Origin of the sequence: Thioclava sp. ES.031, assembly GCF_002563775.1 — a bacterium.
Taxonomy (GTDB): Bacteria; Pseudomonadota; Alphaproteobacteria; order Rhodobacterales; family Rhodobacteraceae; genus Thioclava.
The window spans coordinates 1,885,539-1,911,231 of the sequence record NZ_PDJO01000001.1 but is presented as its reverse complement, the minus strand read 5'-3'; the positions used below and the strand labels follow the sequence as shown (position 1 = coordinate 1,911,231).

Below are 25,693 nucleotides of genomic sequence, written 5' to 3'. Positions count from 1 at the left end.
TGAAGGAGCAGACGAATGAGAAAAAGCCGTTTCACCGAGGCGCAGATTATCGGGATGATCAAGGAGCAGGAGGCAGGCATGCCGACAGCTGATGTGTGCCGCAGGCATGGCCTCAGCCCGGCGACCTTTTACAAGTTCAAGGCCAAGTATGGTGGCATGGAGGTCTCCGAGGCGGCCAGGCTGAAGGCGCTCGAAGACGAAAACGCCAAGCTCAAACGTCTGTTGGCCGACACCATGCTCGACAACGTGGTTCTGAAGGATCTGCTGGGAAAGAACTGACGACATTGACCAGGCGGCGAGAGGCGGCGCTCAGGGCGATGCGGGATCATGCCATCTCGCAGCGTCGGGCCTGCCAGCTTGTCGGTGTCGACCCCAAGACGGTCCGGCGCACACGCCCGCCGGACTGCCCCGAGATCCGCGAGGAGATGAAGGAGATCGCCGGGAAGCGGCGCCGGTTTGGCTATCGCCGGATCGGCATCCTGCTGGAGCGCAAGGACATGACCATGAACCACAAGAAGCTGTATCGGCTCTATCGGGAGGAAGGGTTATCGGTGAAGCGACGGCGTGGACGCAAGCGGGCTCGCGGGTCACGCACACCGATGCCTGCGGCGGCGCATCCCAATGCGCGCTGGTCGCTCGACTTCCTGGCGGACAGCTTCGGCGCCTCGCGCAAGTTCCGTATTTTGGCCGTGATCGACGATTGTTGCAGAGAGAACCTGTGCCTGGTCGCCGATACCAGCATATCGGGCACGCGTGTTGCCCGTGAACTGGATGCGCTGGTGCGGATCTACGGAAAGCCTGCTTGCATTGTCAGCGACAACGGGACGGAGTTCACCAGTCGGGCCATCCTGAGATGGGCCGACCAGAACGCCATTCCCTGGCACTACATCGACCCCGGCAAGCCGCAGCAGAACGCGTTCATCGAGTCCTTCAACGGAAGCCTGCGCGACGAATTATTAAACGAGGAGATCTTCGACACCCTGGACGATGCCCGGCGCAGTTTGGCGCTCTGGCGCTACGACTACAACGCCGTCAGACCGCACTCGTCTCTGGGAAACCAGACGCCGCTCGAAGCGCGCCGGGCGCTTGAGCAATTTGAGGGCTCCGCGCCCGGCGCGCTTGCCCACAGCAACCGACCCGACTACCAATCGCAAACCTGCAGACTCTCGTTATGAACGAGGGACCCAAGGGGGGCAGGTCAGTCTGCTCCTTCAGAGTTGGCGCAGACTCTACACTACGTTGAGGGATCCCGCGGGGGGCAGGTCAGCAATCCTATGGCCATATTCCCGGCGTCGCTGCCGCGACGATTCTCGGCGACGGTCAAATTGCACTCATTCTCGACCCCGCCGATCTCGTTCAAACCGCCTCGGGCAACACCCGCGCCATAGATATTTCACTCGCAGGATAAGCCATGACCGAAGACACCACACCCCAAAACGATGCCGCTGAACTCGAGCTTCTCTCCTTCCGCCTCGGCGAAGAAGAATACAGCGTCGACATCATGTCCGTGCGCGAAATTCGCGGCTGGACCCGCGCGACGCCACTGCCTCACGCACCCTCCTTCGTCCGCGGCGTAATTAACCTGCGCGGCACTGTCCTGCCCGTTGTCGACCTCTCGGTCCGGCTCGGGATGGAACCCGTCGCGGGAGATGCCCGGAACGTCATTATTGTCGTCCAAGTTGGAGGCCAGACCGCGGGGCTTCTCGTCGATGCCGTCTCCGACATCCTCGCCCTGCCCCGCTCAGAGATGCAATCTCCGCCCGATCTCAATGCCGACGTCTCGCAACGCTATATCTCTGCGCTTACGATCGTCGAAGGCCGGATGATCCGCATACTCGACCTCACGTCCGTATTGCCGCAAGAGGCAATCGAGGCCGCATGAGCGCCCCCCCGTCCACCCTTGGGCAGGTCACGCCGACCGATGCCGAGTTCAGTGCGATCGCACAGCTCTTGTACGAGACGACAGGAATCGTGCTCGCACCCGGCAAAACCTCAATGGTGCAAAGCCGCCTCGCAAAGCGACTCCGGGCCTTGGGGCTCGCGCAGTACAAGGACTATATCACGCTCGTGAATTCCGATGCAGGTCGCGATGAACGCCGTAAGATGATATCCGCGCTCACCACAAACGTGACCCATTTTTTTCGTGAGAAACATCACTTCGAAACCCTGCGCAGAAACGTTCTTCCTTCCCTTCTGGAGGCTGCTCGGCGCGGCAGTCGCGTTCGACTTTGGTCTGCGGGATCATCGAATGGTCAAGAAGCCTATTCGATCGCCATGACGATTGCCGAAAGCGCACCTGATTTCGCCAATCTGGATCTGCGCATTCTCGCTTCCGACATCGATCCTCTCATGATCGCCGTCGGTGCGAAGGGATGCTATCCCGCAGCCGCACTCGAATCGGTGCCGGATATTCTGCGACAGAGATATTTCGAGCTGCAGGGTGAACACTATCAGGTCGCCTCGGGACTCCGCGATCTCGTCCAATTTCGTGAACTCAATCTCCATGATCCCTGGCCGATGCGCGGAAAATTCGACGTTATCTTCTGCCGAAATGTCGTCATCTATTTTGCTCCTGAGGCACAGGCCCGGCTATGGGAGCGGTTCGAGGAGCAGCTCACGCCAGGTGGTTTCCTGTTTGTCGGTCATTCTGAACGCGTAACCGACGGAAAACACACGAAGCTCCGCACCGCCGGCGTCACGACTTATCAATTGAACTCAATCTAACCGGACAGGATTTCACTTCATGGCATTGAGAGACCAATTGCGTATCCTCGTGGTCGACGACATGTCGACGAGCCGGGGGCTTATTATGCAAGCGCTCGACGCGATGGGCATCCGGCAAGTCGGATATGCGACTGACGGCCAGAGCGCGCTTCAAAGCCTAGAGGCCAAGCCAGTCCACCTTGTCATCTCTGACTACAACATGCCGGGAATGGACGGATTACAATTCCTTCAAGCCATGAGCTACTCCCCGTCTCTTGGACAGGATCTGGCGTAATTTAAGCTACTCTTTGCACCTGCTGATCGGGTTGGTTGATATCATGTCTCTGCCAATAGACCAGCGCCGGTGGCTTGCCGCCGAGGGCTGAGTGAGGGCGCTGGTGGTTGTAGAAGGTCATCCATTTCCGGATCGCCGCCTTTGTCTCCGATCCTGTCTCCCAGGCATGCAGGTAGACGCATTCGTATTTCAGGGTTCGCCACAGCCGCTCGATGAAGATGTTGTCGAGGAATCGGCCTTTCCCATCCATCGAGATGCGCACGCCCGACCGGCGGAGCCGATCCGTCCAAGCGAAGGACGTGAACTGAGAACCCTGATCCGTATTCATTATCTCGGGCGGGCCGAACTTGTGGATGGCTTCGTTCAGCGCCTCGACACAGAAGTCGGCCTCCAGGGTGTTCGAGATCCGCCAAGACAGAACCTTGCGGGTGTGCCAGTCCATGATCGCCACGAGGTAGAGGAACCCGCGCCGCATGGGCAGGTAGGTGATATCCGAGCACCAGACCTGGTTCGGGCGATCCACCCGCAGACCTCGCAGCAGGTAGGGATAGGTCTTGTGCCCCTTCGCCGGCCTGCTTGTGTTGGGTTTCTGGTAAATCGGCATGAGCCCCATCAGGCGCATCAGTCGCCGTATCCGCTTCTCGTTCACCAGGTGGCCGTCGTTACGCAGGTGCCAGGTCATCTGGCGGACACCGAAGAACGGGGTCTCCAGGAACTGCTCGTCGATCTGCCGCATCAGGCCGAGGTTCTGTTCGGTTTCGCCCTTCGGCTCGTAGTAATAGGATGAGCGTGCGATCGACAGCAGCTTGCACTGCTGCCCAATCGACAGATCCGAATGGTTCGGCTCGATCATGCCACGCCTCACTTCCCGCCCCAAGGCTTCAGCTTTCGTTCCAAAAAAGAGTTGGCCACCGCCAGCTCCCCGATCTTGGCGTGGAGCTCCTTCACCTGCTCCTCGTCGATCTCGGGCTTCCTTCGGCCCCCGCGCTCGAACACGCCCGACGCGCCTTCGAGCAAGGCCCGCTTCCATTGATGGATCATCGTTGGATGCACCCCGAACCGGCTCGCCAGCTCGGCCGCTGTCTCTTCACCCTTCAGGGCTTCCAGCGCGACCTTTGCCTTGAACTCGGGCGCGTGCTGCTTGCGTTTCGACATCTCTGATCTCCTTCTCGTCGAAGATCAGCAGACTGCAAATCGTAGCTTATGTCAGTGTCCGAATTTCAGGGGGTAGCTCACCATGCGGAAAAATGCCCGCACCAAGGGCTTGGGCTTTATCTTGATCACCGGGCGCGCCGATCGTGAAATCGTCGACACTGGCAGGCGGCTCGGAATGAATAACTTCATCAAGAAACCGTTTACCCCGCCCGAACTAAAAGCCTGTATCGAAGCCGTTGTGGGACGTCTGTAATGCACCAACAACGACGCCGACTTCCGATTGCAGACCTCACTGCGCGCGTCGGGCGTGAGTTGGAAGCGCTCGCGCGTTTGTCTGTTGCGCTCCAACGCGCACTTTCGGCGAGCGGTATGGACGGAGATCTCTCTCCGCAGATCATTCAAGATATCCAAAGCATCGACCGCATCACCCAATCTCTAGAAGACCTTGGCGCTTTCGTTGGTATGTTGTCCACGAAGATACCAACCCACTTGGACTGTGAAGCTGATGGAATTTTTGCGGCAGTCCGACTTCAAGACATCGCTGTCTCGCTCGACCCGCGCCACCCGACGGAAATTCAGGCACGCGCCTCTGATGGTGATGTGAGCTGGTTTTGACGCGTCGACGTTGATTGCGTGCCAAGATTGACAAATCTCTTCATCAAGAGCCAATCCGGTCGTACTCCATCAGCAAAGTCGTTCGATGCCTAGCACCGCCGGCATCAGAACAGCTCGATATCACGAGCGGGCACGGGAGCAATGTCGCGCTCAAAGACTTCTGCATCCCCAAGCAATTTCTGGCGCGCTCGCCCACTATCAGGCCAAAACTCGACACGACGCGCTTGGGAGCCCCCCAAGCTTTGACTGACACAGGGAATCCGTTCTTTCGCAAGAAACTCGATCGAAAACTCACTGTTCTTCAAACCAATATCCGACAGACCGTTGACCATGCGCGCGCCACCAAAGAGCTTCGCGCGAAGTTCACTGCGCTGCGCGCCATGTTTGATCAGTTCGTTGATCAGCAATTCCATCGCATTCACAGTAAGCGGTGTCTGAGCGGCACGTTGTCTGCGCCGGCGCGGACTGCGAGGTGATACCCATCTCAAGATGGGAGTGCGTTTCGCAATGGATGCTCAGACTGCGTTTCTCAGATCGCTGGGAGTTGAGATCTTCGAGAGCGGGCACCGCCGGTGGCCGGAGAAGGTGAAGGCACAGGCTGTCGCGGAGACACTTGAGCCGGGCGCGACGGTCAACGCCGTGGCGGCGCGTTACGGGATGAAGCCGAACCAGTTGTCGGCGTGGCGATGCCTGGCCAAAGAGGGCAAGCTGGTCCTGCCCGCCGCCGAGATGTCGGATGAGCCGACGGCCTTCGCGCCGGTTGTCCTGTGCGAGCCGAAGCCCCCGCAGGCGCCGCAGCCCTCGGGGCGGTCGGACGACAGTCTGCGTCTCGTCTTCGGTGACGTGACGATCGCGCTTGCCGCCGACACCCCGGCAGTGCGGATTGCCGAGATCGTCCATGCGCTCGGGTCGTCCTCGTGATGATGCCGTCCCACACCGTCCGTATCCTCGTGGCGACCCAGCCGGTCGACTTCAGGAAAGGCCACGACGGTCTCGCCGCGCAGGTCGCATCGGTCCTGAAGGAGGATCCGTTCACTGGCACCGTGTTTTTGTTCCGGGCGAAGCGTGCAGACAGGCTGAAGATACTCTTCTGGGACGGCACCGGGCTGGTGATGGCCTACAAGCGGCTTGAGGAGAGTTCCTTCACTTGGCCGGCGGTTCGGGACGGCGTGATGACTTTGAACCGGGCGCAGTTCGAGGCCCTGTTCGCCGGGCTCGACTGGCGCAAGGTGAAGGCGCTGGAGATCCGCCGCCCGGCTGCGGCAGAGTGAATCAGGCACGAGAAAAGGCGGGCCTTCGAGGCGGCTTCGGGGTAGCCTCCGGCCATGCCATCCACCGCGATCATTGACCTGTCCGCAATCCCCGAGGCGCAGCGCGAAGCTGTCGCCGCGCTGCTGCGCGAGCATGAGGAGCTCAAAGGTGAGAGGGTCAGCCTCAAGGAGATCATCAAGCGCCTCGAGCATCTGGTCGCCGAACTCAACCAGGCAGTCCACGGCAAACGGTCCGAGAAGCTCAGCGAAGATGACCGGCAGCTGGCGTTCGAGGATCTCGAGATTGCGGTCGCCGAAGCCGAGGAGAAGCGGGAGACGCAAGCGCCGTCCGAGAGCCGACCCCGGCGTGCAGCCCGGCGCAATCGAGGCAACCTGCCCAAGGACCTGCCGCGCATCGAGCGCGTGATCGAGCCGGACAGTTTGCAATGTCCTTGTGGCTGCGGGGAGATGCACAAGATCGGCGAGGACCGCACAGAGCGGCTGGACATCGTGCCCGCCCAGCTGCGCGTGCTCGTCACGGTTCGCCCCAAATACGCCTGCCGCGCCTGCACCGATGGCGTGACCCAGGCGAGCGCCCCGGCGCATCTCATCGACGGCGGCCTGCCGACCGAGGGCGCCATCGCGCATGTCCTGATCAGCAAATATGCGGACCACTTGCCCTTGTATCGGCAGAGCCGGATCCTTGCCCGATCGGGCATCGAGATCCACCGCAGCACGCTGGCCGACTGGGTCGGCACCGCCGCCTTCCATCTCGGTCCCGTCGTCGACCGGCTGGCCGAGCATCTGAAGACGTCGACCAAGCTCTTCATGGATGAGACCACCGCCCCTGTGCTGGATCCGGGGCGCGGCCGGACCAAGACGGGATATCTCTGGGCGCTCGCCCGTGACGACCGGTCATGGGGCGGAGATGATCCACCGGGCGTGGTCTTCTTCTACGCGCCCGGCCGCGCCGGGGAGAACGCGGAGAAGATTTTGCACGGCTTCGACGGCATCCTGCAGCTCGATGGCTACCAGGGTTACAACCGTTTGACGCGTCCCGCCCGCAAGGGTGGCGACCCGATCCGCGTGGCGCATTGCTGGGCCCACGCCCGGCGCAAGCTGAAGGAGGTCTTCGACCGCGACGGCTCCGAGATCGCCGCCGAGGGGCTGCGCCGCATCGCCGAGTTCTACAAGATCGAGGCCGACATCCGCGGCACGGCGCCGGGACAGCGGCTCTCGGCCCGGCAGGCGCGCACCGCGCCCCTCGTGGTCGAGTTCGGTGAATGGCTACAACAGCAACGTCTGCGTATCTCCGCCAAGTCGCGCCTGGGCGAGAAGCTCGCTTACATCCACCGTCACTGGGACGGGCTCCAGACCTTCCTGCACGATGGGCGGGTGGAGATCGACTCCAACAGCGTGGAGAACCTGATCCGGCCCATCGCTCTGAACAGGAAGAACGCATTGTTCGCCGGACATGACGAAGGCGGGCGCGCTTGGGGACGCATCGCGTCGCTCATCGAGACCGCAAAGATCAACGGCGTCGAGCCCTTCGCCTATCTCAAGGCCCTCCTCGAGGCCATCGCCGCCGGCCATCCGCAAGGCCGCATCGACGAACTTCTCCCGTGGAACTTCAGTCCGTCAAGCTGAACCTGGGGTGGGATGCAGCCGCCGCTTACCATTCACACCGAAACTTGCCGCTTGAAACGTGGAACCGGTCGTGTCCGGCAAAAGAAAGTGGTTCATTCCTCCGAGCCGAGCGTTCTCATCAAAGAGACAGCAAGCCACACAAGAGCCGAGAATGGTGGTGATTGATTGTGCGCCAGATCCCGCGACAAGAAACTCGCCTTGTGAGATATGGATCGGCCTACCTGTCGCCGCCGCGTTCATACCTCACCTACCTTGTTCGCCGTCGTGGGACTCTGCGCACATCGTCTCAGAATTTCAGGCGCTATATTCCCCAACGGCATGGCATAGGCTGCCGCACCCAATTCAAGCGCGGCACGGGGCATCCCGAAAACAATCGACGTTGCTTCATCTTGAGCAAAACAATGTGCGCCCGCCTTGCGAAGTTTCAACATTCCCTCTGCTCCGTCGCGCCCCATACCTGTTAGCAAAACAACAATGGCGTTCGCAGCCATCTCGACGGCGGACTCGAACAAGACATCCACTGACGGCCGATGTCCGTTCCGCTTCTCGGCTTCGATCAATGCAAGATACGGCGTTTTGGCGTTTTGAATTGTGAGATGCGTCGCGCCGCCAGGAGCAAGATAGACATGGCCTTGCGCGAGCGGCGTACCGGTCTTTCCAAGGCTTACGCTCGGCGCAATCTTGCGGTCGAGCCGTTCCGCGAAGCTCGCAAGGAAACTCTCTGGCATATGTTGTGCAATGAGCGTGGGCGGGCAATTGTCGGGAAAGCCCTTCAAGACCGTTTCCAGAGCGTCAACACCACCAGTCGAGGACCCGATGAGCACGAATTGACCGCCCCAATGGAAATTTTGTGCTGGTATGATCGAAGCTCGATCTCGCGCTTTCTGGGGCAATCGAGCACTTGCGGCCGTGAGTAGAATATCTGGCAGCGACTCGAAGCTTTTTTCGAGTTGGCCAAATCGCGGTTTTCCAACGCAGTCGATCGCGCCGAGGGCAAGCGCTTCGATTGCGGAGCGGGATCCCTTATGCGTTTCGGTCGACACCATAACGACGGGGATCGGCCTCAGCCGCATGAGACGTTCGAGGAAATCGAGCCCGTTCATGCGCGGCATCTCGACATCAAGCGTAATTACATCCGGCAAAAGCGATTTGATTTTTTCACGCGCTTCGAACGCGTCAGCCGCTTCTCCGATCACGGCCAAACGCGGTTCCGTTGTGATGCGTGCCCGAATGAGTTGACGCATCGTCGCGGAATCATCGACGATCAGAACGCGCTTGGGGGGAGGAACTTCATTCGGCATCGCGTTTCCTTCGTGCGACCTCAAAACTCTTCCCAATCTTCGGCGCGATATGTGGTGCTGCGCGATGCGGATTCCCCGACCACGCGGGGAAGATTTTCGACGGACTCTTCTTGCGGCCAAGGCTCTTCTTGGCCTGGCGGTAACGTGGAGTGTGCGTACGCGGGAGACACGATCACTTCGGTGCCGACTTTGAACTGAGCAGTAATGTCACGCAGGGAGGTCGCATTCGTAGTCAAAGCGTGACTGGCCGCGGTGGTTTCTTCGAACATCGCGGCGTTTTGTTGCGTGACTTGGTCAAGCTGATTGACTGCGGTGTTGATCTCCTTGAGACCTTGGGCCTGTTCGCGCGCACCTCCTGCAATTTCGGAGACACGCCCGGAAATATCGACAACTGCGCCGAGAATGCCTTCGAGCGCGCGGCCGGTCTCGCCAACGAGCCCCACTCCGCGCGTGACCTGTTCGCTTGATGCGGTGATCAGAGTGTCGATCTCGCGAGCGGCTTCGGATGAGCGCTGTGCAAGGGCGCGTACTTACGACGCCACGACGGCGAAGCCACGCCCGGCCTCGCCTGCACGCGCGGCTTCGACGCCGGCGTTGAGCGCGAGCAGGTTCGTCTGGAAGGCAATCTCATCGATCACGCCGATAATCTTCGAAATCTGTTGCGAGCTGGTTTCGATTTCGCTCATCGCCTGAATGGCTTGCTTGACCACTTCGCCGGAGGTTTCGGCGCTTGTGCGGGCTTCGGAGACCACCCTATCCGCTTCGGCCACGCCCTGCGCCGAGGTTGTGACGGAAGACGAGAGTTCGTCGAGGGCAGCAGCGGTCTCTTCGAGCGTGGCGGCCTGCTGTTCGGTTCTACGGCTGAGGTCATCCGAGGCAGATGCAATTTCGCGGGCCTCCGTATCGATCGCGGTGGCATTTTCGATCACGGATTCGATTGCTGCGGCGAGATTTTTTGCCGCCGCATTGAAGTCGTTTCGGAGTGCTTCGTATTCTCCGGAAAACTCCATATCGAGCGTCAGGCTCAGATCGCCGCGCGAGAGCGCCGCGAGGCCGACCTGAAGCGCCTCGACCACCGATTTCTGCGCCTCGAGCATCGCGAGGTTTCGGTTTTGCGCTGTAGCGAGCGCAGCTTCTGCGGCAGTCACGTCATTTGCCATAAGCACGATCTTCATCGGGCGGCCCGCCTTGTCCGAGATCGGATTGAGCGCACCATCAAGCAAATAGGTATTGCCCTGCGGGTCGCTCATCGAAAATCGCGCGGTCACAGGCTCACCCGCGGCAATCGCGGGCCAAGGATCACCGCCATCTACCGGCTTGAGCCATTCCTTAAGCGATTGTCCTGTCAGGCTTTGAGCCTGTGGACCGAGGAGCGCTTGGAAATTTGCGTTCATTCGGCTCACGACGCCCGCGGGGTTAGCTTCGCAAACGAGCTGGCCGCGATCAATTGCGGCAATGAGCGCATCTTTCATTCGACGCTCTGTCACGTCACGCCATTCGACCACAAAACCGGCCTGATTGCCCTCCGCATCGACGAAATCGGTGATGTCGACCCCAAAACGGCCGTCACCCACTTTGATGTCGACTTGGAGTGGCAAGTTGCTGCGATCGTCGAGCAACCCACGGGCATGGCTTTGTTTCGCGTGAAAATCGTCCATCGAACGGGCCACAAGGTCTTCGGGATCGAGGTCGGGGCTGACGCTACGAAACTCGCCGAGCCGCGATGCGACAAGATCAACGAGCGCGCGATTGACATGCGTGATGCGGAAGTTTTGGTCGACGATCATGAGAGCGGCCGATGCGTTGGCATAAGCGGCCCCTTGTTGCGTGGCTTCACGCTGACCCCCCTCGGCGCGTTCGAGATCGTCGCGCAGATGGCTCAGAGCGGAGGCGATCGCCCCGACCTCGTCGCCGCGGCGGGCCTGTACGATATCACTGGTGTAGTTGCCTCCGCTGATCTCGCGGATAGTTTTTTCCAATAGTTTGAGAGGGTTGGAGACGGACCTCGCCATCCAGGCAGAAAGCGCCGCAAGCAGAAGAACGAGCCAGGACGCGTTGAAAAGCATCGCACGGGCAAGCGACGTGGCAGGACCGAACAGCTCGGCACGGTCCTGCTCGACGACCGCCCAATAGGGCTGATCGAAAAGAGTGACCTTCTGGGTTCTCTCAATCGCCGGATGCCCCTGCAAAGACAGCACCTCTTCCTGCGCCTGTTCCACAGCACTCACGGTAGCCGCTGGCAAAACCTCCCCCGGCTTCAGATCGCTGTCCGGAAAGCGCAGATCGCTCATCAACCGTCCTTTCGCGTCGATCAGGAAACCTTCGCCGGTCTCGCCGATGCCGTGCGGGTTGGCCATGATCGCCCCAAGCTCGGTCATTGGCTTTCGCAAGACCACAGCACCGAGTTTCAGACCATTTCCGCTTCGCACGGGGCGTGCGGCGAAGAGCCGGCCCTTGCCATTCTCGAAATGCGGGGGCGAAACGGCGACGGTATCGGCCGCCACCATTCCCGCCGGCGCGCTCAACCAATCCAGCGCAGCGGTCGCGGCCTCGATCAGCCCCGCCGGTTCATCCGCAAGCGCGTGACCAATCGCGCTGTGATCACGCGCGGCATAAACAATGCGACCGTCGCGATCGATCAGATAGAGATCGTTCAGGCCATTCTCGGCCAAAATCTGATCAATGGCGGAGCCATAGCGGTCCAGTAGCAGGTGGTAGTCCCGGAGCGGGCCGCTCATCTCTCCCTTGGACGCCCCGGCCTCTGCGGCCCCGGTCCGCAGACTTTCGATCGCGGGAGGATCGAGCCGATTGAGGCTTTTGGTGAAATCATAAAGCGCCCGGGCCGTGTCGGGATTGGCGGCGATCGTGCGGGTATTGGAGGCAAGTGTCTGCGCCCAGTTCTCCGCGATGGCGACGCGTGCGGCCAGCGTTCGTGTGAGCCGCTGCGTCCCTTCGCTTTCCAGCAATCCGTGGGCGGTGCGATAGGCCGAAATCCCCATGATCGTCAGGGCGACCATCGCGATCGCCACCAGCATCAGTGGTAGTTTCAAGCCTAGTTTGAGATTGTCGAAAAAGCGCATCAACGTCCTCCGGCGAACTGCGACAACGACCCGACCTATCGGGGCAATCGCGATCACCATCAGGCGAAGAGTTGAAGATTCCTCTAATTTCCGAAAATTTCCCGCACGCTGCGCCCTAGGGGGCTCAGACGCCAAGCAGCGCGGCGCGCAAAAGTCCCGATCTGCGGCGGAATTCCGACAGCGCCAGCGCACCCGGCGCAAGCGGGTCTTCTATTTCGCGCGCGCGCGCGAGGAGCGCACGGGCCTGCCATCCCGGAAGAAGTGCAGCCTTGGCCGGTCCCAGACGCAGCTTGCGGGCGGGCTCGAGCCGCGCTTCGCCTTCCACCGCGAGCTGATGCAGCGTTGCAATGTCCGGCGTGGCAAGGGGGGGACGGCCCCGCGCGACGAGATCGGGCCATGCCTGCAGGAGCGCCGCAAGGCCGGCGCCGGCACCGAAACTGCGCACGGTGATTTCCGTGTCTTCGGGCGCGCCGAGCGTCTCGGCAGCGGCCCAGTAAAGCGCGCCGGAGGTCTGATCGAGATAGGCCCAAAGGCTTGAAATATCGTCGAAAGGTTCGGGCCAGCAATCGGCACGACGGGCCTCAGCCGCGGCGATCAAATGGCGCGCAGGCTGTGCCACCGAGACAAGCGCCGGGCCGATCTCGTGCGGCGGTTCGCGGCCCTCTGACAGAGCCTCCAGCGCATCGACCCACCATTGCAGGCGCATCTCGGCGACCATCGGCTCCGACGAGGCCCAGGGCGTACGCGCGATCTCGAGATTGGCGGCGTAGAGCGGCCAGAGGCGGTCGCGCAGATCTGCGGGCGCGGCCATCGTGGCGGCGAACCGGTCGGGATCGCCCTGACGCACGGCCTCGGCTGCCGCTTGAAGGGACGCGGCCAGATCGCTCATGCCGGTTTCGCCCCGTCGCGCATCAGCTTCCAGATCATCGCGTCCAGCAGCGCCTCGAAACTCGCATCGACTATGTTCGGCGACACGCCCACGGTCGACCAGCGCTGGCCCGCCCCGTCTTCGCTGTCGATGATGACGCGGGTGACGGCCTCGGTGCCGCCTTGGGTGATCCGCACGCGGAAATCGACCAGTTTCATGTCGTCGATCAGGCTTTGATAGGGGCCGAGATCCTTCGACAGCGCTTTCGAGAGCGCGTTCACCGGGCCGCGGTCATGACCCTGCTCATCCATGCTTTCCGAGACAGAAAGCATCTTCTTCTCGCCGACTTTCACCACCACGACCGCCTCGGAAATCGAGACCATCTTGTCGTAGCGGTTCTTGCGGCGCTCCACCGTGACCTTGTAGCGCTTCACCTCGAAGAACTTCGGCAATTGCCCCAATTCGGCCCGCGCGAGCAGCTCGAAACTCGCCTGCGCGCCGTCATAGGCATAGCCCTGATCCTCGCGCTCCTTGATCAGATCGAGGATGCGGGCGAGGCGCGGATCGTCTTTCGCGACCTCGATCCCCATGCCCTTGAGCCGCGCGCGCAGGTTCGACTGGCCCGCCTGATTGGACATCGGGATGAGGCGCGCATTTCCGACCAGTTCGGGGTCGATATGCTCGTAAGTGTCTGGATTCTTGAGGATCGCCGAGGCATGCAGCCCCGCCTTATGGGTGAAGGCGGAGGCGCCGACATAGGGCGCGGAGCGCAGCGGCACCCGGTTCAGGATATCGTCGAGCTTGCGCGAGAGCTTGGTGATGTCGCGCAGGCTTTCGGGCGCGATCCCGGTGTCGAGCGTCGAGGCGTAGGGTTCTTTCAGCAGAAGCGTCGGGATCAGCGTGATCAGGTTCGCGTTGCCGCAGCGCTCGCCGAGACCGTTGAGCGTGCCCTGAATCTGGCGCGCACCGGCCTCAACCGCCGCGAGGCTGCCCGCCACGGCGTTGCCGGTATCGTCATGGCAATGGATACCGAGACGGTCGCCGGGAATGCCCGCCGCGATCACCGCTCTAACGATCTTGCCGATCTCGCCCGGCAGCGTGCCGCCATTGGTGTCGCACAGCACGATCCAGCGCGCGCCCGCCTCATAGGCCGCGCGGCAACACTCCAGCGCATAGTCGGGGTTTGCCTTGTAGCCGTCGAAGAAATGCTCGGCGTCGAACAGCGCCTCGCGGCCTTGCGCCACCATATGCGCGACCGAGGCGCGGATATTTTCGAGGTTCTCCTCCAGCGTGATCCCGAGCGCGGTGGTGACGTGGTAGTCATGCGTCTTGCCGACGAGGCAGACCGCGGGGGTATTCGCGTTCATCACGCCCGCCAGCACGTCGTCATTCGCGGCCGAGCGCCCTGCCCGCTTGGTCATCCCGAACGCGGTGAAGGTCGCTCGCGTCTCGGGCCGCGCCTCGAAGAAATCGCTGTCGGTCGGGTTCGCCCCGGGCCAGCCGCCTTCGATATAGTCGATGCCGATTGCGTCGAGCGCCTTGGCGATCTCGATCTTCTCAGGCACCGAGAACTGGACGCCCGCCGATTGCTGCCCATCGCGGAGCGTTGTGTCGTAGAGATAGAGGCGGGATTTGGTCATTGATTGCCTCCGTCGAGGTTACGTTCCGCCCGGCGACACGCCGGGCCGCGCCCGACCCGCCCCCCCTCGGGTCCGGAGCGCCCCTTATCGCTGTAGCCGGGCGCCATCACAGGCCCTCCAGCTTGGCGGGGTCGAAATCGGGTCCAGGCAGCAGTTCGACGCCATCCTTGGACATGCGCACTTCGACGCCTGCGGCGACGAGCGCCTGTTTCATTGCATCGACCGGCGCGAAATCTTTGGTTTCCATTGCCTCTTTACGCATTTCGGAAAAGCGATTGCACAGTTCGGTCATTCGATTTGGGTTCTCCGATGCCTCGTCTCCTCGAGTGGACATCCGAAAACCTGAAGAAAATTCGTTGGAGGAAGCTGCGAATTGGAACTGCGAGAATTTCTGAACCAAGGCTTGGTCGTCAAATCCCAAGAGTAGAAGCGCCCCAACGAGCTTGAACTCATCTCGTTCTTTCAAATATTTGCGCACAAGGGAGAGCGCCAAAGACGTATTCAGGTCATTTGCAAGCGCGTCAATGAACTCTTGAGGCGGCTTCGCATTTCGAATTTCACCCCAACGCTTCGTAAGAGGTTCCTCTGCCAAGAACTCTGCAATGCGCCGTAAAGTCCTCTCAGCCTGCCGCGCCTTCTCCGCCGTCCAGTCCATCGGCTTCGTGTAATGCGTCTGCAGGAACACGAACCGGATCACCTCGCCGGGAATACCCTTCTCGCCGTCATGGCCATCCAACAGATCGCGCACGGTGAAGAAATTGCCCAAGCTCTTGGACATCTTCTTGCCCTCGACCTGCAGCATCTCGTTATGCAGCCAGTAGTTCGCGAAGGAGCCCTCGGGATGGGCGCAGCAGCTCTGCGCGATCTCGTTCTCGTGGTGCGGGAATTGCAGGTCGATGCCGCCGCCATGGATGTCGAAGGACGCGCCGAGCAGCTCGTAGCTCATGGCCGAGCACTCGATGTGCCAGCCCGGACGGCCCCGGCCCCACGGGCTCTCCCAGCCCGGCAGCCCCTCGTCGGAAGGCTTCCAGAGCACGAAATCCATCGGGTCTTCCTTGAAGGGCGCGACCTCGACACGGGCGCCCGCGATCATATCGTCCACCGTGCGCCCCGACAGCGCGCCATAATCCTTGTAGCTGCGCACCCGGAACAGCACGTGGCCCTCGGCGGCATAGGCGTGACCGTCGGCGATCAGCGTCTCGATCATCGCGATCATCGCGCCGATATAATCCGTCGCGCGTGGCTCCTGATCCGGGCGCAAGGCACCGAGCGCATCCATGTCGGCGTGATACCAGCCGATGGTCTCCTCGGTCCGCGCGCGGATCAGCTCTTCCAGAGACCCTTCGGCCCCGGCTTCCTTGCGCGCCAGCGCGGTCGCGTTGATCTTGTCATCCACATCCGTGAAATTGCGCACATAGGTGACGTGCTCCGGCCCGTAAACTTGGCGTAGCAGCCGGTAGAGCACGTCGAACACCACCACCGGGCGGGCGTTGCCGAGATGCGCGCGGTCGTAAACGGTCGGGCCGCAGAGATACATCCGCACGTTGTCGGCATCGATCGGACGGAAATCCTCGACTTTCCGGGTCAGGGAATTGCGCAAACGGATCTGGGTCATATGTCCTCGCAAAGGGTCGGCGGCACCTGCCGGCGGGCTTACAAGGTCATGAGAAATTTGGAAAGAGAAGACCGGCCCGCGTGACGTATGTCAGCGGATAATGCAGCAGATGATGATGGTCTTCGTGGTCATGGCGGCAGCATAGGACGCAGTGCGCCCGAAGGTCCAGAGCAAAAACGAACGGGTGCGGCATCATAGAAAAAGGCGGCCGCAGCCGCCTTCTAAATGGTTTTCGATCAGTGTGTTACAGGCCGATCTTCATTTGATTTCGACGTCGTCCATCGCTTCGACGATCATCAGGTCCCGCTCGGATGCGCCTTTGGCATGGGCGAGTGCCGCCTGATAGTCGTCGGAGTAGTAACAGGTCTCGGCCGCTTCCAGCGACGGGAACCATGCGACGACATTGCGCGCGCGGTCATTGCCTTCGAGCTGCACATAGCGCGCGCCCCGGGCGAGGAAACGCCCGCCATGTTTCGCGATCGCGGGGCCCGCGCCCTCGGCGTATTTGCCATAGGCCTCGTCGTCGAGCACCTTCACATGGGCGATCCAGAATGCGCCTGCCATTACAATCCCTCCAGAACAGTTTTCACGGCCGCGATGGCCTCATCGGCTTTCGACGGATCGGCCCCGCCGGCTTGCGCCATATCGGGACGACCGCCGCCGCCTTTGCCGCCAAGCGCCTGCGCCGCGGCTTTCACCAGATCGACCGCGCTGACGCGCTCGGTCAGGTCCTTGGTCACGCCAGCCGCCACGGCCGCCTTGCCGCCCGCATCGGCCACCACGAGGATCACGCCGGAGCCGACATTCTCCTTCAGCTCATCCACGATGCCGGGAAGGTCCTTGCCGGTCACGCCGGCCACAACTTGAGGAACGAACTTCAAGCCGTTGATTTCGCTGATGTCCGGGCCGCCGGAGGCGCCGCCACCCATCGCAAGCTCGCGACGCAGCTGCGCGATCTCGTTGGCCTGCGCCTTACGCTCGTCGAGGATCGCCTGCAGACGAGCCAGCACATCTTGCTCGGAGGTCTTGATCAGCCCTTCGATCTCGCCCAGCAGCTTGTCGCGGCGACGCAACTCGGCCATCGCGATGTCGCCGGTCAGCGCCTCGATCCGACGCACGCCCGACGAGGACGCGCTTTCGCCGGTCAGCACGAAGGTGCCGATATCGCCGGTCCGCTTCACATGGGTGCCGCCGCAAAGCTCGAGCGAATAGACATTTCCGTTCGTGCCTTTACCGGAATTGGCCAGCTCGCCCATCGAGACGACACGGACCTCATCGCCGTATTTCTCACCGAACAGCGCCTGCGCACCCAGATCGCGCGCATCGTCCGGCGTCATGATCCGGGTGTCGACCTGCGTGTTTTGGCGAATGAATTCATTCACTTCGCGTTCGATCGTCGCGACTTCCTCGGCCGAGAGCGCCTTGTTATGCGAGAAGTCGAAGCGCAGACGGTCCTCGGCATTGAGCGAGCCACGTTGCGCCACGTGATCGCCCAGCGTGCGGCGCAGCGCCTCGTGCAGCAGGTGCGTGGCCGAGTGGTTCGCGCGGATCGCGCTGCGGCGGGCGTGATCGACTTCCAGCTTCGCGCCCTGCCCCTTGGCGATCTCGCCCTCGGTGACGCGCGCGAAATGGATAAAGACGCCTGCGACTTTCTTGGTGTCGGTAACTTCGGCTTTACCCGTCTCGGTCACAATCCAACCGCGGTCGCCGACCTGACCGCCGCTTTCGGCGTAGAACGGGGTCTGGTTGACCACGATCTGCACCTCGCCGGAGGCTTTGTCGATCTCGGCGCCCTCGGTCACGAGCGCGGTGATCTGACCTTCCGCGCTCTCGGTGTCGTAGCCGAGGAATTCGGTCGCGCCGAGCTTCTCGGACAGATCGAACCAGATCGCGGCATTGGCCGCCTCGCCAGTCCCGGACCAGCTGGCGCGCGCCTTGGCCTTCTGCTCTTCCATCGCGGCGTCGAACCCTTCGGTGTCGACCTCGCGCTCGCGTTCGCGCAGCGCATCCTGCGTCAGATCGAGCGGGAACCCGAACGTGTCATAAAGCTTGAAAGCGGTCTCGCCCGGCAGCTTCTCACCTTCGGGCAGGTCCACAAGCGCCTCGTCGAGCAGCTTGAGCCCACGATCGAGCGTGGTCTTGAAGCGGGTTTCCTCGCCCAGAAGCGTCTCTTCGATCAGCGCCTGCGCGCGGCCAAGCTCGGGGTAAGCCGCGCCCATCTCGCGGATCAGCGACGGCACGAGGCTGTGCATCACCGGGTCTTTCGCGCCCAGCAGGTGCGCGTGACGCATCGCCCGGCGCATGATCCGGCGCAGCACGTAGCCGCGCCCGTCGGCCGAGGGCATCACGCCATCTGCGATCAGGAACGAGGTCGAACGCAGGTGATCCGCGATCACGCGGTGATGCACGTTGCCCGGGCCGTCCGGCGCGCCATCGGTCGCGTTGGCCGAGGCCTCGATCAGGTGGCGCATCAGGTCGGTGTCGTAATTGTCGTGCTTGCCCTGCAGCAGCGCGCCGATCCGCTCGAGCCCCATGCCGGTGTCGATCGACTGCATGTCCAGCGCGCGCATCGAGCCGTCCTCGAACTGCTCGTTCTGCATGAAAACGAGGTTCCAGATCTCGATGAACCGGTCGCCATCTTCCTCGGGCGAACCGGGCGGGCCGCCCCAGATGTGATCGCCGTGATCGAAGAAAATCTCGGTGCAGGGGCCGCAGGGACCGGTCGGGCCCATCTGCCAGAAGTTGTCCGAGGTAGGAATGCGGATGATCCGCTCGTCGGGCAGGCCTGCAACCTTCTTCCAGATATTCGCCGCCTCGTCATCGGTGTGGTAGACCGTGACCAGCAGCTTGTCCTTCGGAATGTCGAAATCCTTGGTCAGCAGCTCCCAGGCGAACGGGATCGCGTCTTCCTTGAAATAATCCCCGAAGGAGAAATTCCCCAGCATCTCGAAGAAGGTATGGTGGCGCGCGGTGTAGCCGACATTGTCGAGGTCGTTGTGCTTACCGCCGGCGCGCACGCATTTCTGCGCGGTCGTTGCGCGGTTGTACTCGCGCTTTTCCACCCCGGTGAAGCAGTTCTTGAACTGCACCATGCCGGAATTGGTGAACATCAGCGTCGGGTCGTTGCGCGGAACGAGGGGCGAGCTGTCAACGACCCGGTGGTCGTTACGCTCGAAGTAATTAAGGAAAGTGGAGCGGATTTCGTTAAGGCTGGGCATATCGTCCTGTCTCGCCTGATCGGGCATGTTCGGTCCCGTTTAACGCCGCCCCTTCCCCCTGTCCAGCAATCGCAAAAAGGCCGGGAGACGACGCTCCCGGCCTTTGCATGGATTTGCGGTGACGATCAGTCTTCGGTCAGCGCGTCATCTTCGGACATTTTGTCGAATTCGAGCCCGTGGCTGGCGCGAATCTTGTCCTCGATCTCATAGGCGACATCGGGATGTTCGCGCAGGAAAGTCTTCGCGTTTTCACGGCCTTGGCCGATCCGCTCGTCCCCGTAGGAATACCAGGCGCCAGCCTTGTCGACGACCCCGGCCTTGACGCCCAGATCGACCAGCTCGCCCATCTTCGAGATGCCCTCGCCATACATGATGTCGAACTCGACCTGCTTGAACGGCGGGGCCACCTTGTTCTTCACCACTTTCACGCGGGTCTGGTTGCCAACCACCTCATCGCGATCCTTGATCGAGCCGATGCGGCGGATGTCGAGACGCACGGAGGCGTAGAATTTCAGCGCGTTACCGCCCGACGTCGTCTCCGGCGAGCCGAACATCACGCCGATCTTCATCCGGATCTGGTTAATGAAGATCACCATGCAGTTCGAACGCCCGATCGAGGCGGTCAGCTTGCGCATCGCCTGGCTCATCAGACGGGCCTGCGCACCCACGGTGTGATCGCCCATATCGCCTTCGATTTCGGCCTTCGGCGTCAGCGCCGCGACCGAGTCGACCACGACGAGGCTGACCGCGCCGGAACGCACCAGCGTGTCGACGATTTCCAGCGCCTGCTCGCCTGCGTCGGGTTGCGAGATCAGCAACTCGTCGAGATCGACGCCGAGCTTGCGCGCATATTGCGGATCGAGCGCGTGCTCAGCGTCGACGAATGCGCAGACGCCGCCCTTCTTCTGCTCTTCCGCGATCGCGTGCAGCGTCAGCGTCGTCTTGCCCGAGCTTTCCGGCCCGTAGATCTCGACGATCCGGCCTTTCGGCAGCCCGCCGATGCCGAGCGCGATATCGAGTCCCAGCGAGCCGGTCGAGGTCGCCTCGATTTCGCGCGCGGGCGTATCGCCGCCGAGCTTCATGATCGAGCCTTTACCGAATTGCCGCTCGATCTGCGCCAGCGCCGAGTCGAGCGCCTTTTGCTTGTCTGCCTTGGGAGATTTATCCATGTCGAAAAGCTTCGCTACTGCCATTTGTCCGCTACCTTATTTCACAGCGACGGCTGGTCGGCAATGCGACGCCCTCGCGCGGATGTTCACCTCATGTTCTGCTCGCACTATGCGCACAGACCGTGAACATTTCAACAAAATTTTCAATTCCCAACTGAACCCCATTTACCGTTAAGAAACGGTTTACCCGCGTGGGTCGAAAGATTATCACCGGCGACGTTAGGAGTTAGACCCGCCAAGATGCTGATTTTCTGGAAACAAAAGCTCGTTTTTCTCGCCACGCCCAAGGCGGGGTCCTCTGCGGTAGAGACCGCGCTGGAACCTTTGGCCGATGTGGCGCTGACCCGACCGGCCGTTCTCAAACACGCCTCGGCCCGCGATTTTCGGGATCATCTCCAGCCCTTGCTTGCCGCAAAGACCGATGCCAGATTCACCACGGTCGCCCTGATGCGCGAGCCGCTCGACTGGTTGCGCTCGCTCTATCGCTTTCGGCTGCGCGATATGATCGAGGAAAGCGGCATTGCGGCCGGTTATTCCTTCAACCAATTCGCGCGCGATTACATCGACGATCCGCGCGCAGGGTTCAGTGACGTGCCCAGTCAGGCCGCATTTCTGTGTGATGACGCGGGCACGCCGCTGGTCGACCGGATTTTCCCCTATGAGCGGATCGAGGATTTCGTGCATTTCCTCGAAGACCAGCTCGGATTCGCGATCACCCTGCCCCGGGTGAACGTGCCCCCTGCGGTCGAGACCGGGCTCGCCCCCGAGACCGAGGCTGCGCTGCGGGTCGCGATGCAGGACGATCTGGAACTTTATGACCGGGTCACCCGCGCTTTAGCGTGAGAGCAGTTCCTGCACCGTCGCGGTCAACTCGCTCAGCGAGAAAGGTTTCGGCAGGAAGACCGAATCCGGCACCGGCGAGGTTCCGTTCTGGAATACTTCTTCTGCATAGCCCGACATGAAGACCGTGCGCGTGCCCGGCCGCGCCTCGAGCGCGCGGCTGACCCAGCTTGGCCCGTCGAGCCCGGGCATGATCACGTCGGTGACGAAGATATCGACCTGCAAATCAGCATTTTCGAGCAGTTCCAGCGCCTCTTCCGCGCTCTCGGCCTCCAGCACGGTGTAGCCGCACAGTTTGAGCGCGCGCGCGGCGAAAGCGCGCACTGGGGGCTCGTCCTCAACCAGAAGCACGGTCGCCTCGCCGGCAATCACCGGGGTCGCCTTTGTCACGAGCGGCGCGGCTTCCGCTTTGGGCACGACCGAAGGCGTCGTGGGGACATGCGGGGTAGTTTGCGCCTCCGCCGTTGCGCCTTCGGCACTCGACACGTCCGCCTCTTCGACGGCGTCATAGGCGGGCAAAAGGATCGTGAAACTCGTTCCGGTCCCGATGACGGAATCGCAAAAGATATAGCCACCGGTTTGCTTCACGATGCCATAGGCCGTCGAAAGGCCCAGCCCCGTGCCCTCGCCCGTGCGTTTGGTGGTGAAGAAGGGCTCGAAAATCTTGCTTAATTTATCGGCCGCGATACCGGTGCCGGTATCGGTGACCTTGACCGCGACATAGTCGCCCTTGGGCACTGCCACGCGGTCGCGCGTGCGGTTTTCGGCAAGGTGCACCGCGTCGGTCTCGATCCGTATCTCGCCCCCGCCGGGCATCGCGTCGCGCGCGTTCACCACGAGGTTCATGATGACCTGTTCGAGTTGCCGCTTGTCCGCGCGCACCCGTCCGGGATCGCTTTCATGCTTGACGCTCAGGACGACCTTTTCGCCAACCAGCCGGTTGAGCAGATGCGTCAGATCCGACAGCGTGTCGTGCAGATCGAGAATCTCCGGCTTCAGCGTCTGCTTGCGCGAGAAGGCGAGCAACTGACCGACCAGCGCAGCGGCGCGATTGGCATTCTGGCTGATCTGGTCGAGATCCGCATAGTCGCCATCGCCCTTGTCGTGGCGCAGCATCAGCAGGTCGCAATGGCCCGAGATCGCGGTGAGCAGATTGTTGAAATCATGCGCGACACCGCCGGCCAGTTGGCCGATTGCCTGCATCTTCTGACTTTGCACGAACTGCGCCTCGAGCGTCTTGAGCTGCGTCGCGTCGGACAGGACGGCGAGCAGCCCCGCGCGCCCGTTTTCCACGATCCGCGACAGGGTGACCTGAAGAAAGACTTCCTTGTCGCCGCGCCGGGCGCGCAGCACTTCGGGACGGCCATCGGCACGGCCTGCGAGGGCGTCGTTCACCCAGTCCGAGACCGGACGCCCGAGCCCTTCGAGGAGGTCGGAGAGGCGGGTCTGCGGCTCGATCCCGCCCAGGAGGCCACGCGCTGCACGATTGGCTGCGCGCACGCGGCCATGGGCTGACAGCCGCAGCAGAGCGACGGGCAGCGCCTCGAAATTCGCGCCTTCCTCGGCGGAGCGCGGCCCTCCGATCGGCAGCAGATAAACCTCGGATCGCCCGCCTACCCCTTCAAGCTGGGCCACGACCGCGGTGACGGGGCCATCCTCGCCCTTGATCTCGTGTTCTTCGCCCGAGCGCAGCGGTAGATCGGTGAAGATGCGGTCGAGGGAACGCACCCGCTCCCCAACGAGCCGCCGCAGTGCCTCGTTCATGAAAAGGATGGTGCCGCCGTTGGAGACGGTGAGCATCGGCAAGCTGATCGTTTCCGCGCCGCGCCCGCCAATCGCCCGTTCGGCCATATCTTCGAGCCGCCAGAGAAAATCGCCCGAGCCGATACGATGGACCGAGAGCCGCAGGTGGCCGCGCCGGGTCACGAGATCCTCGCGCGCGGCCCCCGTCGCCTCTGCCTTGCTTTGCAGGCGGCGCAACACCGCGCCCGGATCGGCGAAAAGCTCCGCCAAAGTTCGCGCCAGCCCCTGCCCGCCGCGCGAGCCGAAACGATCCAGCGCGGCGCGATTTTGATAGCCGATTTCGCCTTCGGGATCCGTAGTGAAGCTGGGGGCTGCGTCATGGGCGATGAAATTCGCGAGCGTTTCCTGCTGTCTTGCGCGCCGCCTTCGGTCCTGCGCCAAAGCCAGACGCAGCCAGACCGCCGTGATCACGAGCGTCCCCGCGACGGAGAACATCGCCCAGGTCACCACCTCATCGGGCATCACGAAAGCAATCGCCGCCGCAATTCCCGCTGCAAGCAGCAAATAGACCGCACCCGGCGCCAGCGCCGCCATCGTCTTCGAGAGTGGCTGCAGCATCAATTCGTTCCGCCCCACGCTCGCCTCCCTGCCTGACACGTCGGCCCCATAGCGCGGTAAAATAATTAAAACCCAATTAACGCGACTAGACTTTCAACTGTCGATTGAGTCAATCACGCGACAGTCGGAATAGGGCACGCAAGGGCGGAAAAATCAGAGCTGGAGATGGGCCACGAAGAACCCGTCGCCACCCGAGAGCGGCGTGAACTGGCGCCGTGACAGCACCTCGCAGCCGTGGCGCGTGGCGAAGTCGGCGATCTGCCCGCCATTTTCGACCGAAAGAAGCGAACAGGTCATGTAGACAAGGCGCCCCCCGGGGGCGACAAGGTCGCGCGCGGCATCGAGAATTGCGCTCTGCAGGGCGACGAGTTCCGCCAGTCGCGCAGCGCTCAGGCGCCATTTCGCATCCGGCGTCCGGCGCCATGTACCGGAGCCCGAACAGGGCGCGTCGACCAGCACGAGGTCATAGCCCGTCCCCGGATCGCCCGGCGCGCGCAGGGTCACTTTTGCCCCGGCCCGCTTCGCGCGGATGGGCAGATCGCGCGTCCGCCCCGCATCGATGTCATGCGCGGCGATCTTGGCCTCGGGACAGGCCGCGGCCAGCGCAAGCGCCTTGCCCCCGCCGCCCGCGCAATAGTCGAGCACCCTCTGACCGGCATGAAGCGGCACCGACGCGATGGCCGCTTGCGACGCCGCATCCTGCAACTCCACCAGACCGTTCGTGTAAGCCTCAGCCTGTTGAATGCGCCGCGCGCCCTCGCCAAGCTCCAGCGCGGTCTCTGCGAGCGGATGCGGGGTGGCCTCGATCCCGTCCTTCGCCAACGCTGCGATCGCCGCATCGCGTCCGGTCTTCGCGAGATTGACGCGCAGAAAGACCGGCGCGCGCGCACGCATCGCCTCGGAAATGGCGCTGAAATCCGCGCCGAGATCAGTGGCGAGCTGGTCGCGCAGCCAGTCGGGCCAATCCAGCTGCGCGATATCCCCGGGCAAGGCTGGGGGCAGTGCGGCGCGCTCATCCTCGGAGAGGGCGTCCGGCGCAAAGCCCTCGCCGGTGAAGATGGTCTGCGGGTCGACGCCTTGCAGCCGCAGCAGCCCGGCGATCAGCGCACGCCCCTGCGCCCCGCCCCCGGCAAGCGCGGCGCTGGCCTTGCAGCGCAACACATCGAAGACATGATCGCGGATCGCCGCACGATCCTTGGAGCCTGCAAAACGGTGGCCGCGGGCCCAGTTGGTCAATGCCCGCTCGGCCACCTCGCCCGTCTGGATGCGGTCGAGAATATCGATGGCGGCGGCATAGCGCGCGGCGGGCGTCATGGGCGGGCTCCGAGGTAAGCTGCGATCTGAAGCGCGTTGTAGGGGGCCACGAAGGCCGGCGCAACGCCGCGCTCGAGAGTCCGCATTCTGGATGCCCCCACGTATAAATGTGCCGTTTCCTGTCGTTTTCTCTCGCGAATTCGCAATTTCGACACATTTACGCGGCGGTAATTTCGCTTTTCTCCGCTGGAGATAGTTAATCAACCGTTTTCAACCATGGGGCGTCCCTTCTTGAAACGATTTACGAGTTTCTTCTCCGCCGAAGACGGCGCCACTTCGATCGAGGCATTGCTTTGGCTGCCTTTGTTTATCGGAATGCTGGCCGCGACCGTCGACGTCTCCCTCATCTTCAACGCCCATTCGCGCATCCTTGGCATCGTGCAAGATGTCGATCGCGCCTATTCCGTCGGGCGGATCGAGAATGACGACGACACGATGGCGCGTCTGCGAGCGCTGCTGCCCTATGACGCAAATACCTACACGGTCGACACGCAGGTGACTGACGGGATCATCGAGACCCAAGTGATCATCCCGATGTCCGAGCTTGTCGCGACCGGTCTTTTCACCAGAGTTCTGAATATGGACCTCACGGTCCGCGACTACCGTTATATGGAGTCCTGAC

21 protein-coding genes and 2 pseudogenes are annotated in these 25,693 nt (G+C 62.2%); 11 read left to right on the top strand and 12 right to left on the bottom strand.

Features of this window, described 5'->3' with window-relative positions; translation table 11 throughout:
• The first annotated feature begins 15 nt into the window (after positions 1-15).
• The 4 genes and pseudogenes from AXZ77_RS09210 to AXZ77_RS09195 form a co-directional block, all read left to right on the top strand.
• A protein-coding gene (locus AXZ77_RS09210) for an IS3 family transposase (RefSeq protein WP_255266453.1) occupies positions 16-1,175 on the top strand; the annotation gives its coding sequence in 2 pieces (ribosomal slippage) (positions 16-265 and positions 265-1,175; 1,161 coding nt in all).
• Positions 1,176-1,411: 236 nt separating this feature from the next.
• A complete protein-coding gene (locus AXZ77_RS09205) occupies positions 1,412-1,882 on the top strand; it encodes a chemotaxis protein CheW (protein WP_098410919.1) in 471 nt (156 codons plus the stop codon).
• Positions 1,879-2,724, top strand: a complete 846-nt coding sequence (locus AXZ77_RS09200; RefSeq protein WP_098410918.1) for a protein-glutamate O-methyltransferase CheR — start codon at positions 1,879-1,881, stop codon at positions 2,722-2,724. Before AXZ77_RS09205 ends, AXZ77_RS09200 begins: the two co-directional genes overlap by 4 nt.
• A gap of 19 nt (positions 2,725-2,743) precedes the next feature.
• Positions 2,744-2,962: pseudogene (locus AXZ77_RS09195) on the top strand (response regulator transcription factor); the annotation flags it as partial.
• A 37-nt stretch (positions 2,963-2,999) separates the two neighbouring features.
• Here AXZ77_RS09195 and AXZ77_RS09190 read toward each other — a convergent pair.
• Positions 3,000-4,153, bottom strand: a protein-coding gene (locus AXZ77_RS09190) for an IS3 family transposase (RefSeq protein WP_255266452.1) whose coding sequence is annotated in 2 segments (ribosomal slippage) — positions 3,000-3,901 and positions 3,901-4,153 — 1,155 coding nt in all. Because the reading frame shifts where the segments join, the coding sequence is not laid out codon by codon here.
• A gap of 82 nt (positions 4,154-4,235) precedes the next feature.
• Between AXZ77_RS09190 and AXZ77_RS09185 the strand changes: the two genes are divergently transcribed.
• A complete protein-coding gene (locus AXZ77_RS09185) occupies positions 4,236-4,406 on the top strand; it encodes a hypothetical protein (RefSeq protein WP_255266451.1) in 171 nt (56 codons plus the stop codon).
• Positions 4,406-4,768, top strand: coding sequence for a hypothetical protein (locus tag AXZ77_RS09180; RefSeq protein WP_141536247.1), 363 nt, complete (start codon positions 4,406-4,408; stop codon positions 4,766-4,768). Before AXZ77_RS09185 ends, AXZ77_RS09180 begins: the two co-directional genes overlap by 1 nt.
• A 104-nt stretch (positions 4,769-4,872) precedes the next feature.
• On the opposite strand, the gene AXZ77_RS09175 is transcribed toward AXZ77_RS09180, so the two are convergent.
• On the bottom strand, positions 4,873-5,256 hold the full coding sequence (locus AXZ77_RS09175) for a chemotaxis protein CheD (RefSeq protein ID WP_255266450.1): 384 nt from the start codon (positions 5,254-5,256) through the stop codon (positions 4,873-4,875).
• Position 5,257: 1 nt separating this feature from the next.
• Between AXZ77_RS09175 and AXZ77_RS09170 the strand changes: the two genes are divergently transcribed.
• The 3 genes from AXZ77_RS09170 to AXZ77_RS09160 are packed head-to-tail and all read left to right on the top strand — an operon-like array spanning position 5,258 to position 7,665.
• Positions 5,258-5,689, top strand: coding sequence for a transposase (locus tag AXZ77_RS09170; protein ID WP_369679773.1), 432 nt, complete (start codon positions 5,258-5,260; stop codon positions 5,687-5,689).
• Positions 5,689-6,039, top strand: coding sequence for an IS66 family insertion sequence element accessory protein TnpB (tnpB, locus tag AXZ77_RS09165; RefSeq protein ID WP_081874848.1), 351 nt, complete (start codon positions 5,689-5,691; stop codon positions 6,037-6,039). The genes AXZ77_RS09170 and tnpB overlap by 1 nt, the downstream gene beginning before the upstream one ends.
• Before the next feature lie 54 nt (positions 6,040-6,093).
• Positions 6,094-7,665: an IS66 family transposase gene (locus AXZ77_RS09160; protein ID WP_098410913.1), complete on the top strand. Its 1,572-nt coding sequence runs from the start codon at positions 6,094-6,096 to the stop codon at positions 7,663-7,665.
• A 236-nt stretch (positions 7,666-7,901) separates the two neighbouring features.
• On the opposite strand, the gene AXZ77_RS09155 is transcribed toward AXZ77_RS09160, so the two are convergent.
• From AXZ77_RS09155 to recA, 8 genes and pseudogenes are all read right to left on the bottom strand, one after another.
• Positions 7,902-8,966, bottom strand: coding sequence for a chemotaxis response regulator protein-glutamate methylesterase (locus AXZ77_RS09155; RefSeq protein ID WP_098410912.1), 1,065 nt, complete (start codon positions 8,964-8,966; stop codon positions 7,902-7,904).
• A 20-nt stretch (positions 8,967-8,986) separates the two neighbouring features.
• Positions 8,987-11,257, bottom strand: a pseudogene (locus AXZ77_RS19735) (methyl-accepting chemotaxis protein).
• Between the two features lie 913 nt (positions 11,258-12,170).
• Complete coding sequence (locus tag AXZ77_RS09145; protein ID WP_098410911.1) at positions 12,171-12,935, bottom strand: squalene/phytoene synthase family protein; 765 nt, start codon at positions 12,933-12,935, stop codon at positions 12,171-12,173.
• Complete coding sequence (gene cimA / locus AXZ77_RS09140) at positions 12,932-14,554, bottom strand: citramalate synthase (RefSeq protein WP_098410910.1); 1,623 nt, start codon at positions 14,552-14,554, stop codon at positions 12,932-12,934. The genes AXZ77_RS09145 and cimA overlap by 4 nt, the downstream gene beginning before the upstream one ends.
• A gap of 106 nt (positions 14,555-14,660) precedes the next feature.
• On the bottom strand, positions 14,661-16,169 hold the full coding sequence (cysS, locus tag AXZ77_RS09135) for a cysteine--tRNA ligase (RefSeq protein ID WP_098410909.1): 1,509 nt from the start codon (positions 16,167-16,169) through the stop codon (positions 14,661-14,663).
• Between the two features lie 258 nt (positions 16,170-16,427).
• On the bottom strand, positions 16,428-16,733 hold the full coding sequence (locus tag AXZ77_RS09130; protein ID WP_078523379.1) for a DUF1330 domain-containing protein: 306 nt from the start codon (positions 16,731-16,733) through the stop codon (positions 16,428-16,430).
• Positions 16,733-19,387 carry an alanine--tRNA ligase gene (gene alaS / locus AXZ77_RS09125; RefSeq protein ID WP_098412497.1) on the bottom strand — a complete coding sequence of 885 codons (2,655 nt, stop codon included), beginning with the start codon at positions 19,385-19,387 and terminating at the stop codon, positions 16,733-16,735. The genes AXZ77_RS09130 and alaS overlap by 1 nt, the downstream gene beginning before the upstream one ends.
• 125 nt (positions 19,388-19,512) lie before the next feature.
• Complete coding sequence (gene recA, locus AXZ77_RS09120) at positions 19,513-20,580, bottom strand: recombinase RecA (protein ID WP_078550501.1); 1,068 nt, start codon at positions 20,578-20,580, stop codon at positions 19,513-19,515.
• Positions 20,581-20,796: 216 nt separating this feature from the next.
• Between recA and AXZ77_RS09115 the strand changes: the two genes are divergently transcribed.
• Entirely contained in the window at positions 20,797-21,399 is a 603-nt protein-coding gene (locus AXZ77_RS09115; protein WP_098410908.1) for a hypothetical protein, read from the top strand.
• On the opposite strand, the gene AXZ77_RS09110 is transcribed toward AXZ77_RS09115, so the two are convergent.
• Both AXZ77_RS09110 and AXZ77_RS09105 read right to left on the bottom strand, forming a co-directional pair.
• The gene (locus tag AXZ77_RS09110) at positions 21,391-23,757 is read right to left on the bottom strand and encodes an ATP-binding protein (RefSeq protein ID WP_098412496.1); all 2,367 of its coding nucleotides are present in this window, start codon (positions 23,755-23,757) and stop codon (positions 21,391-21,393) included. The genes AXZ77_RS09115 and AXZ77_RS09110 overlap by 9 nt on opposite strands.
• 153 nt (positions 23,758-23,910) lie before the next feature.
• Entirely contained in the window at positions 23,911-25,071 is a 1,161-nt protein-coding gene (locus AXZ77_RS09105) for an RsmB/NOP family class I SAM-dependent RNA methyltransferase (protein WP_098410907.1), read from the bottom strand.
• Between the two features lie 231 nt (positions 25,072-25,302).
• Here AXZ77_RS09105 and AXZ77_RS09100 point away from each other — a divergent pair, with 231 nt between their 5' ends.
• Positions 25,303-25,692, top strand: coding sequence for a TadE/TadG family type IV pilus assembly protein (locus AXZ77_RS09100; protein WP_176536004.1), 390 nt, complete (start codon positions 25,303-25,305; stop codon positions 25,690-25,692).
• Position 25,693: the final 1 nt, after the last annotated feature.

Excerpts from the sequence above, each read along its gene's own strand:
- AXZ77_RS09205 (WP_098410919.1), top strand. The coding sequence starts at position 1,412 with ATGACCGAAGACACCACACCCCAAAACGATGCCGCTGAACTCGAGCTT.
- AXZ77_RS09200 (WP_098410918.1), top strand. The coding sequence starts at position 1,879 with ATGAGCGCCCCCCCGTCCACCCTTGGGCAGGTCACGCCGACCGATGCC.
- AXZ77_RS09185 (WP_255266451.1), top strand. The coding sequence starts at position 4,236 with ATGCGGAAAAATGCCCGCACCAAGGGCTTGGGCTTTATCTTGATCACC.
- AXZ77_RS09180 (WP_141536247.1), top strand. The coding sequence starts at position 4,406 with ATGCACCAACAACGACGCCGACTTCCGATTGCAGACCTCACTGCGCGC.
- AXZ77_RS09170 (WP_369679773.1), top strand. The coding sequence starts at position 5,258 with ATGGGAGTGCGTTTCGCAATGGATGCTCAGACTGCGTTTCTCAGATCG.
- tnpB (WP_081874848.1), top strand. The coding sequence starts at position 5,689 with ATGATGCCGTCCCACACCGTCCGTATCCTCGTGGCGACCCAGCCGGTC.
- AXZ77_RS09160 (WP_098410913.1), top strand. The coding sequence starts at position 6,094 with ATGCCATCCACCGCGATCATTGACCTGTCCGCAATCCCCGAGGCGCAG.
- AXZ77_RS09155 (WP_098410912.1), bottom strand. The coding sequence starts at position 8,966 with ATGCCGAATGAAGTTCCTCCCCCCAAGCGCGTTCTGATCGTCGATGAT.
- AXZ77_RS09145 (WP_098410911.1), bottom strand. The coding sequence starts at position 12,935 with ATGAGCGATCTGGCCGCGTCCCTTCAAGCGGCAGCCGAGGCCGTGCGT.
- cimA (WP_098410910.1), bottom strand. The coding sequence starts at position 14,554 with ATGACCAAATCCCGCCTCTATCTCTACGACACAACGCTCCGCGATGGG.
- cysS (WP_098410909.1), bottom strand. The coding sequence starts at position 16,169 with ATGACCCAGATCCGTTTGCGCAATTCCCTGACCCGGAAAGTCGAGGAT.
- AXZ77_RS09130 (WP_078523379.1), bottom strand. The coding sequence starts at position 16,733 with ATGGCAGGCGCATTCTGGATCGCCCATGTGAAGGTGCTCGACGACGAG.
- alaS (WP_098412497.1), bottom strand. The coding sequence starts at position 19,387 with ATGCCCAGCCTTAACGAAATCCGCTCCACTTTCCTTAATTACTTCGAG.
- recA (WP_078550501.1), bottom strand. The coding sequence starts at position 20,580 with ATGGCAGTAGCGAAGCTTTTCGACATGGATAAATCTCCCAAGGCAGAC.
- AXZ77_RS09115 (WP_098410908.1), top strand. The coding sequence starts at position 20,797 with ATGCTGATTTTCTGGAAACAAAAGCTCGTTTTTCTCGCCACGCCCAAG.
- AXZ77_RS09110 (WP_098412496.1), bottom strand. The coding sequence starts at position 23,757 with ATGCTGCAGCCACTCTCGAAGACGATGGCGGCGCTGGCGCCGGGTGCG.
- AXZ77_RS09105 (WP_098410907.1), bottom strand. The coding sequence starts at position 25,071 with ATGACGCCCGCCGCGCGCTATGCCGCCGCCATCGATATTCTCGACCGC.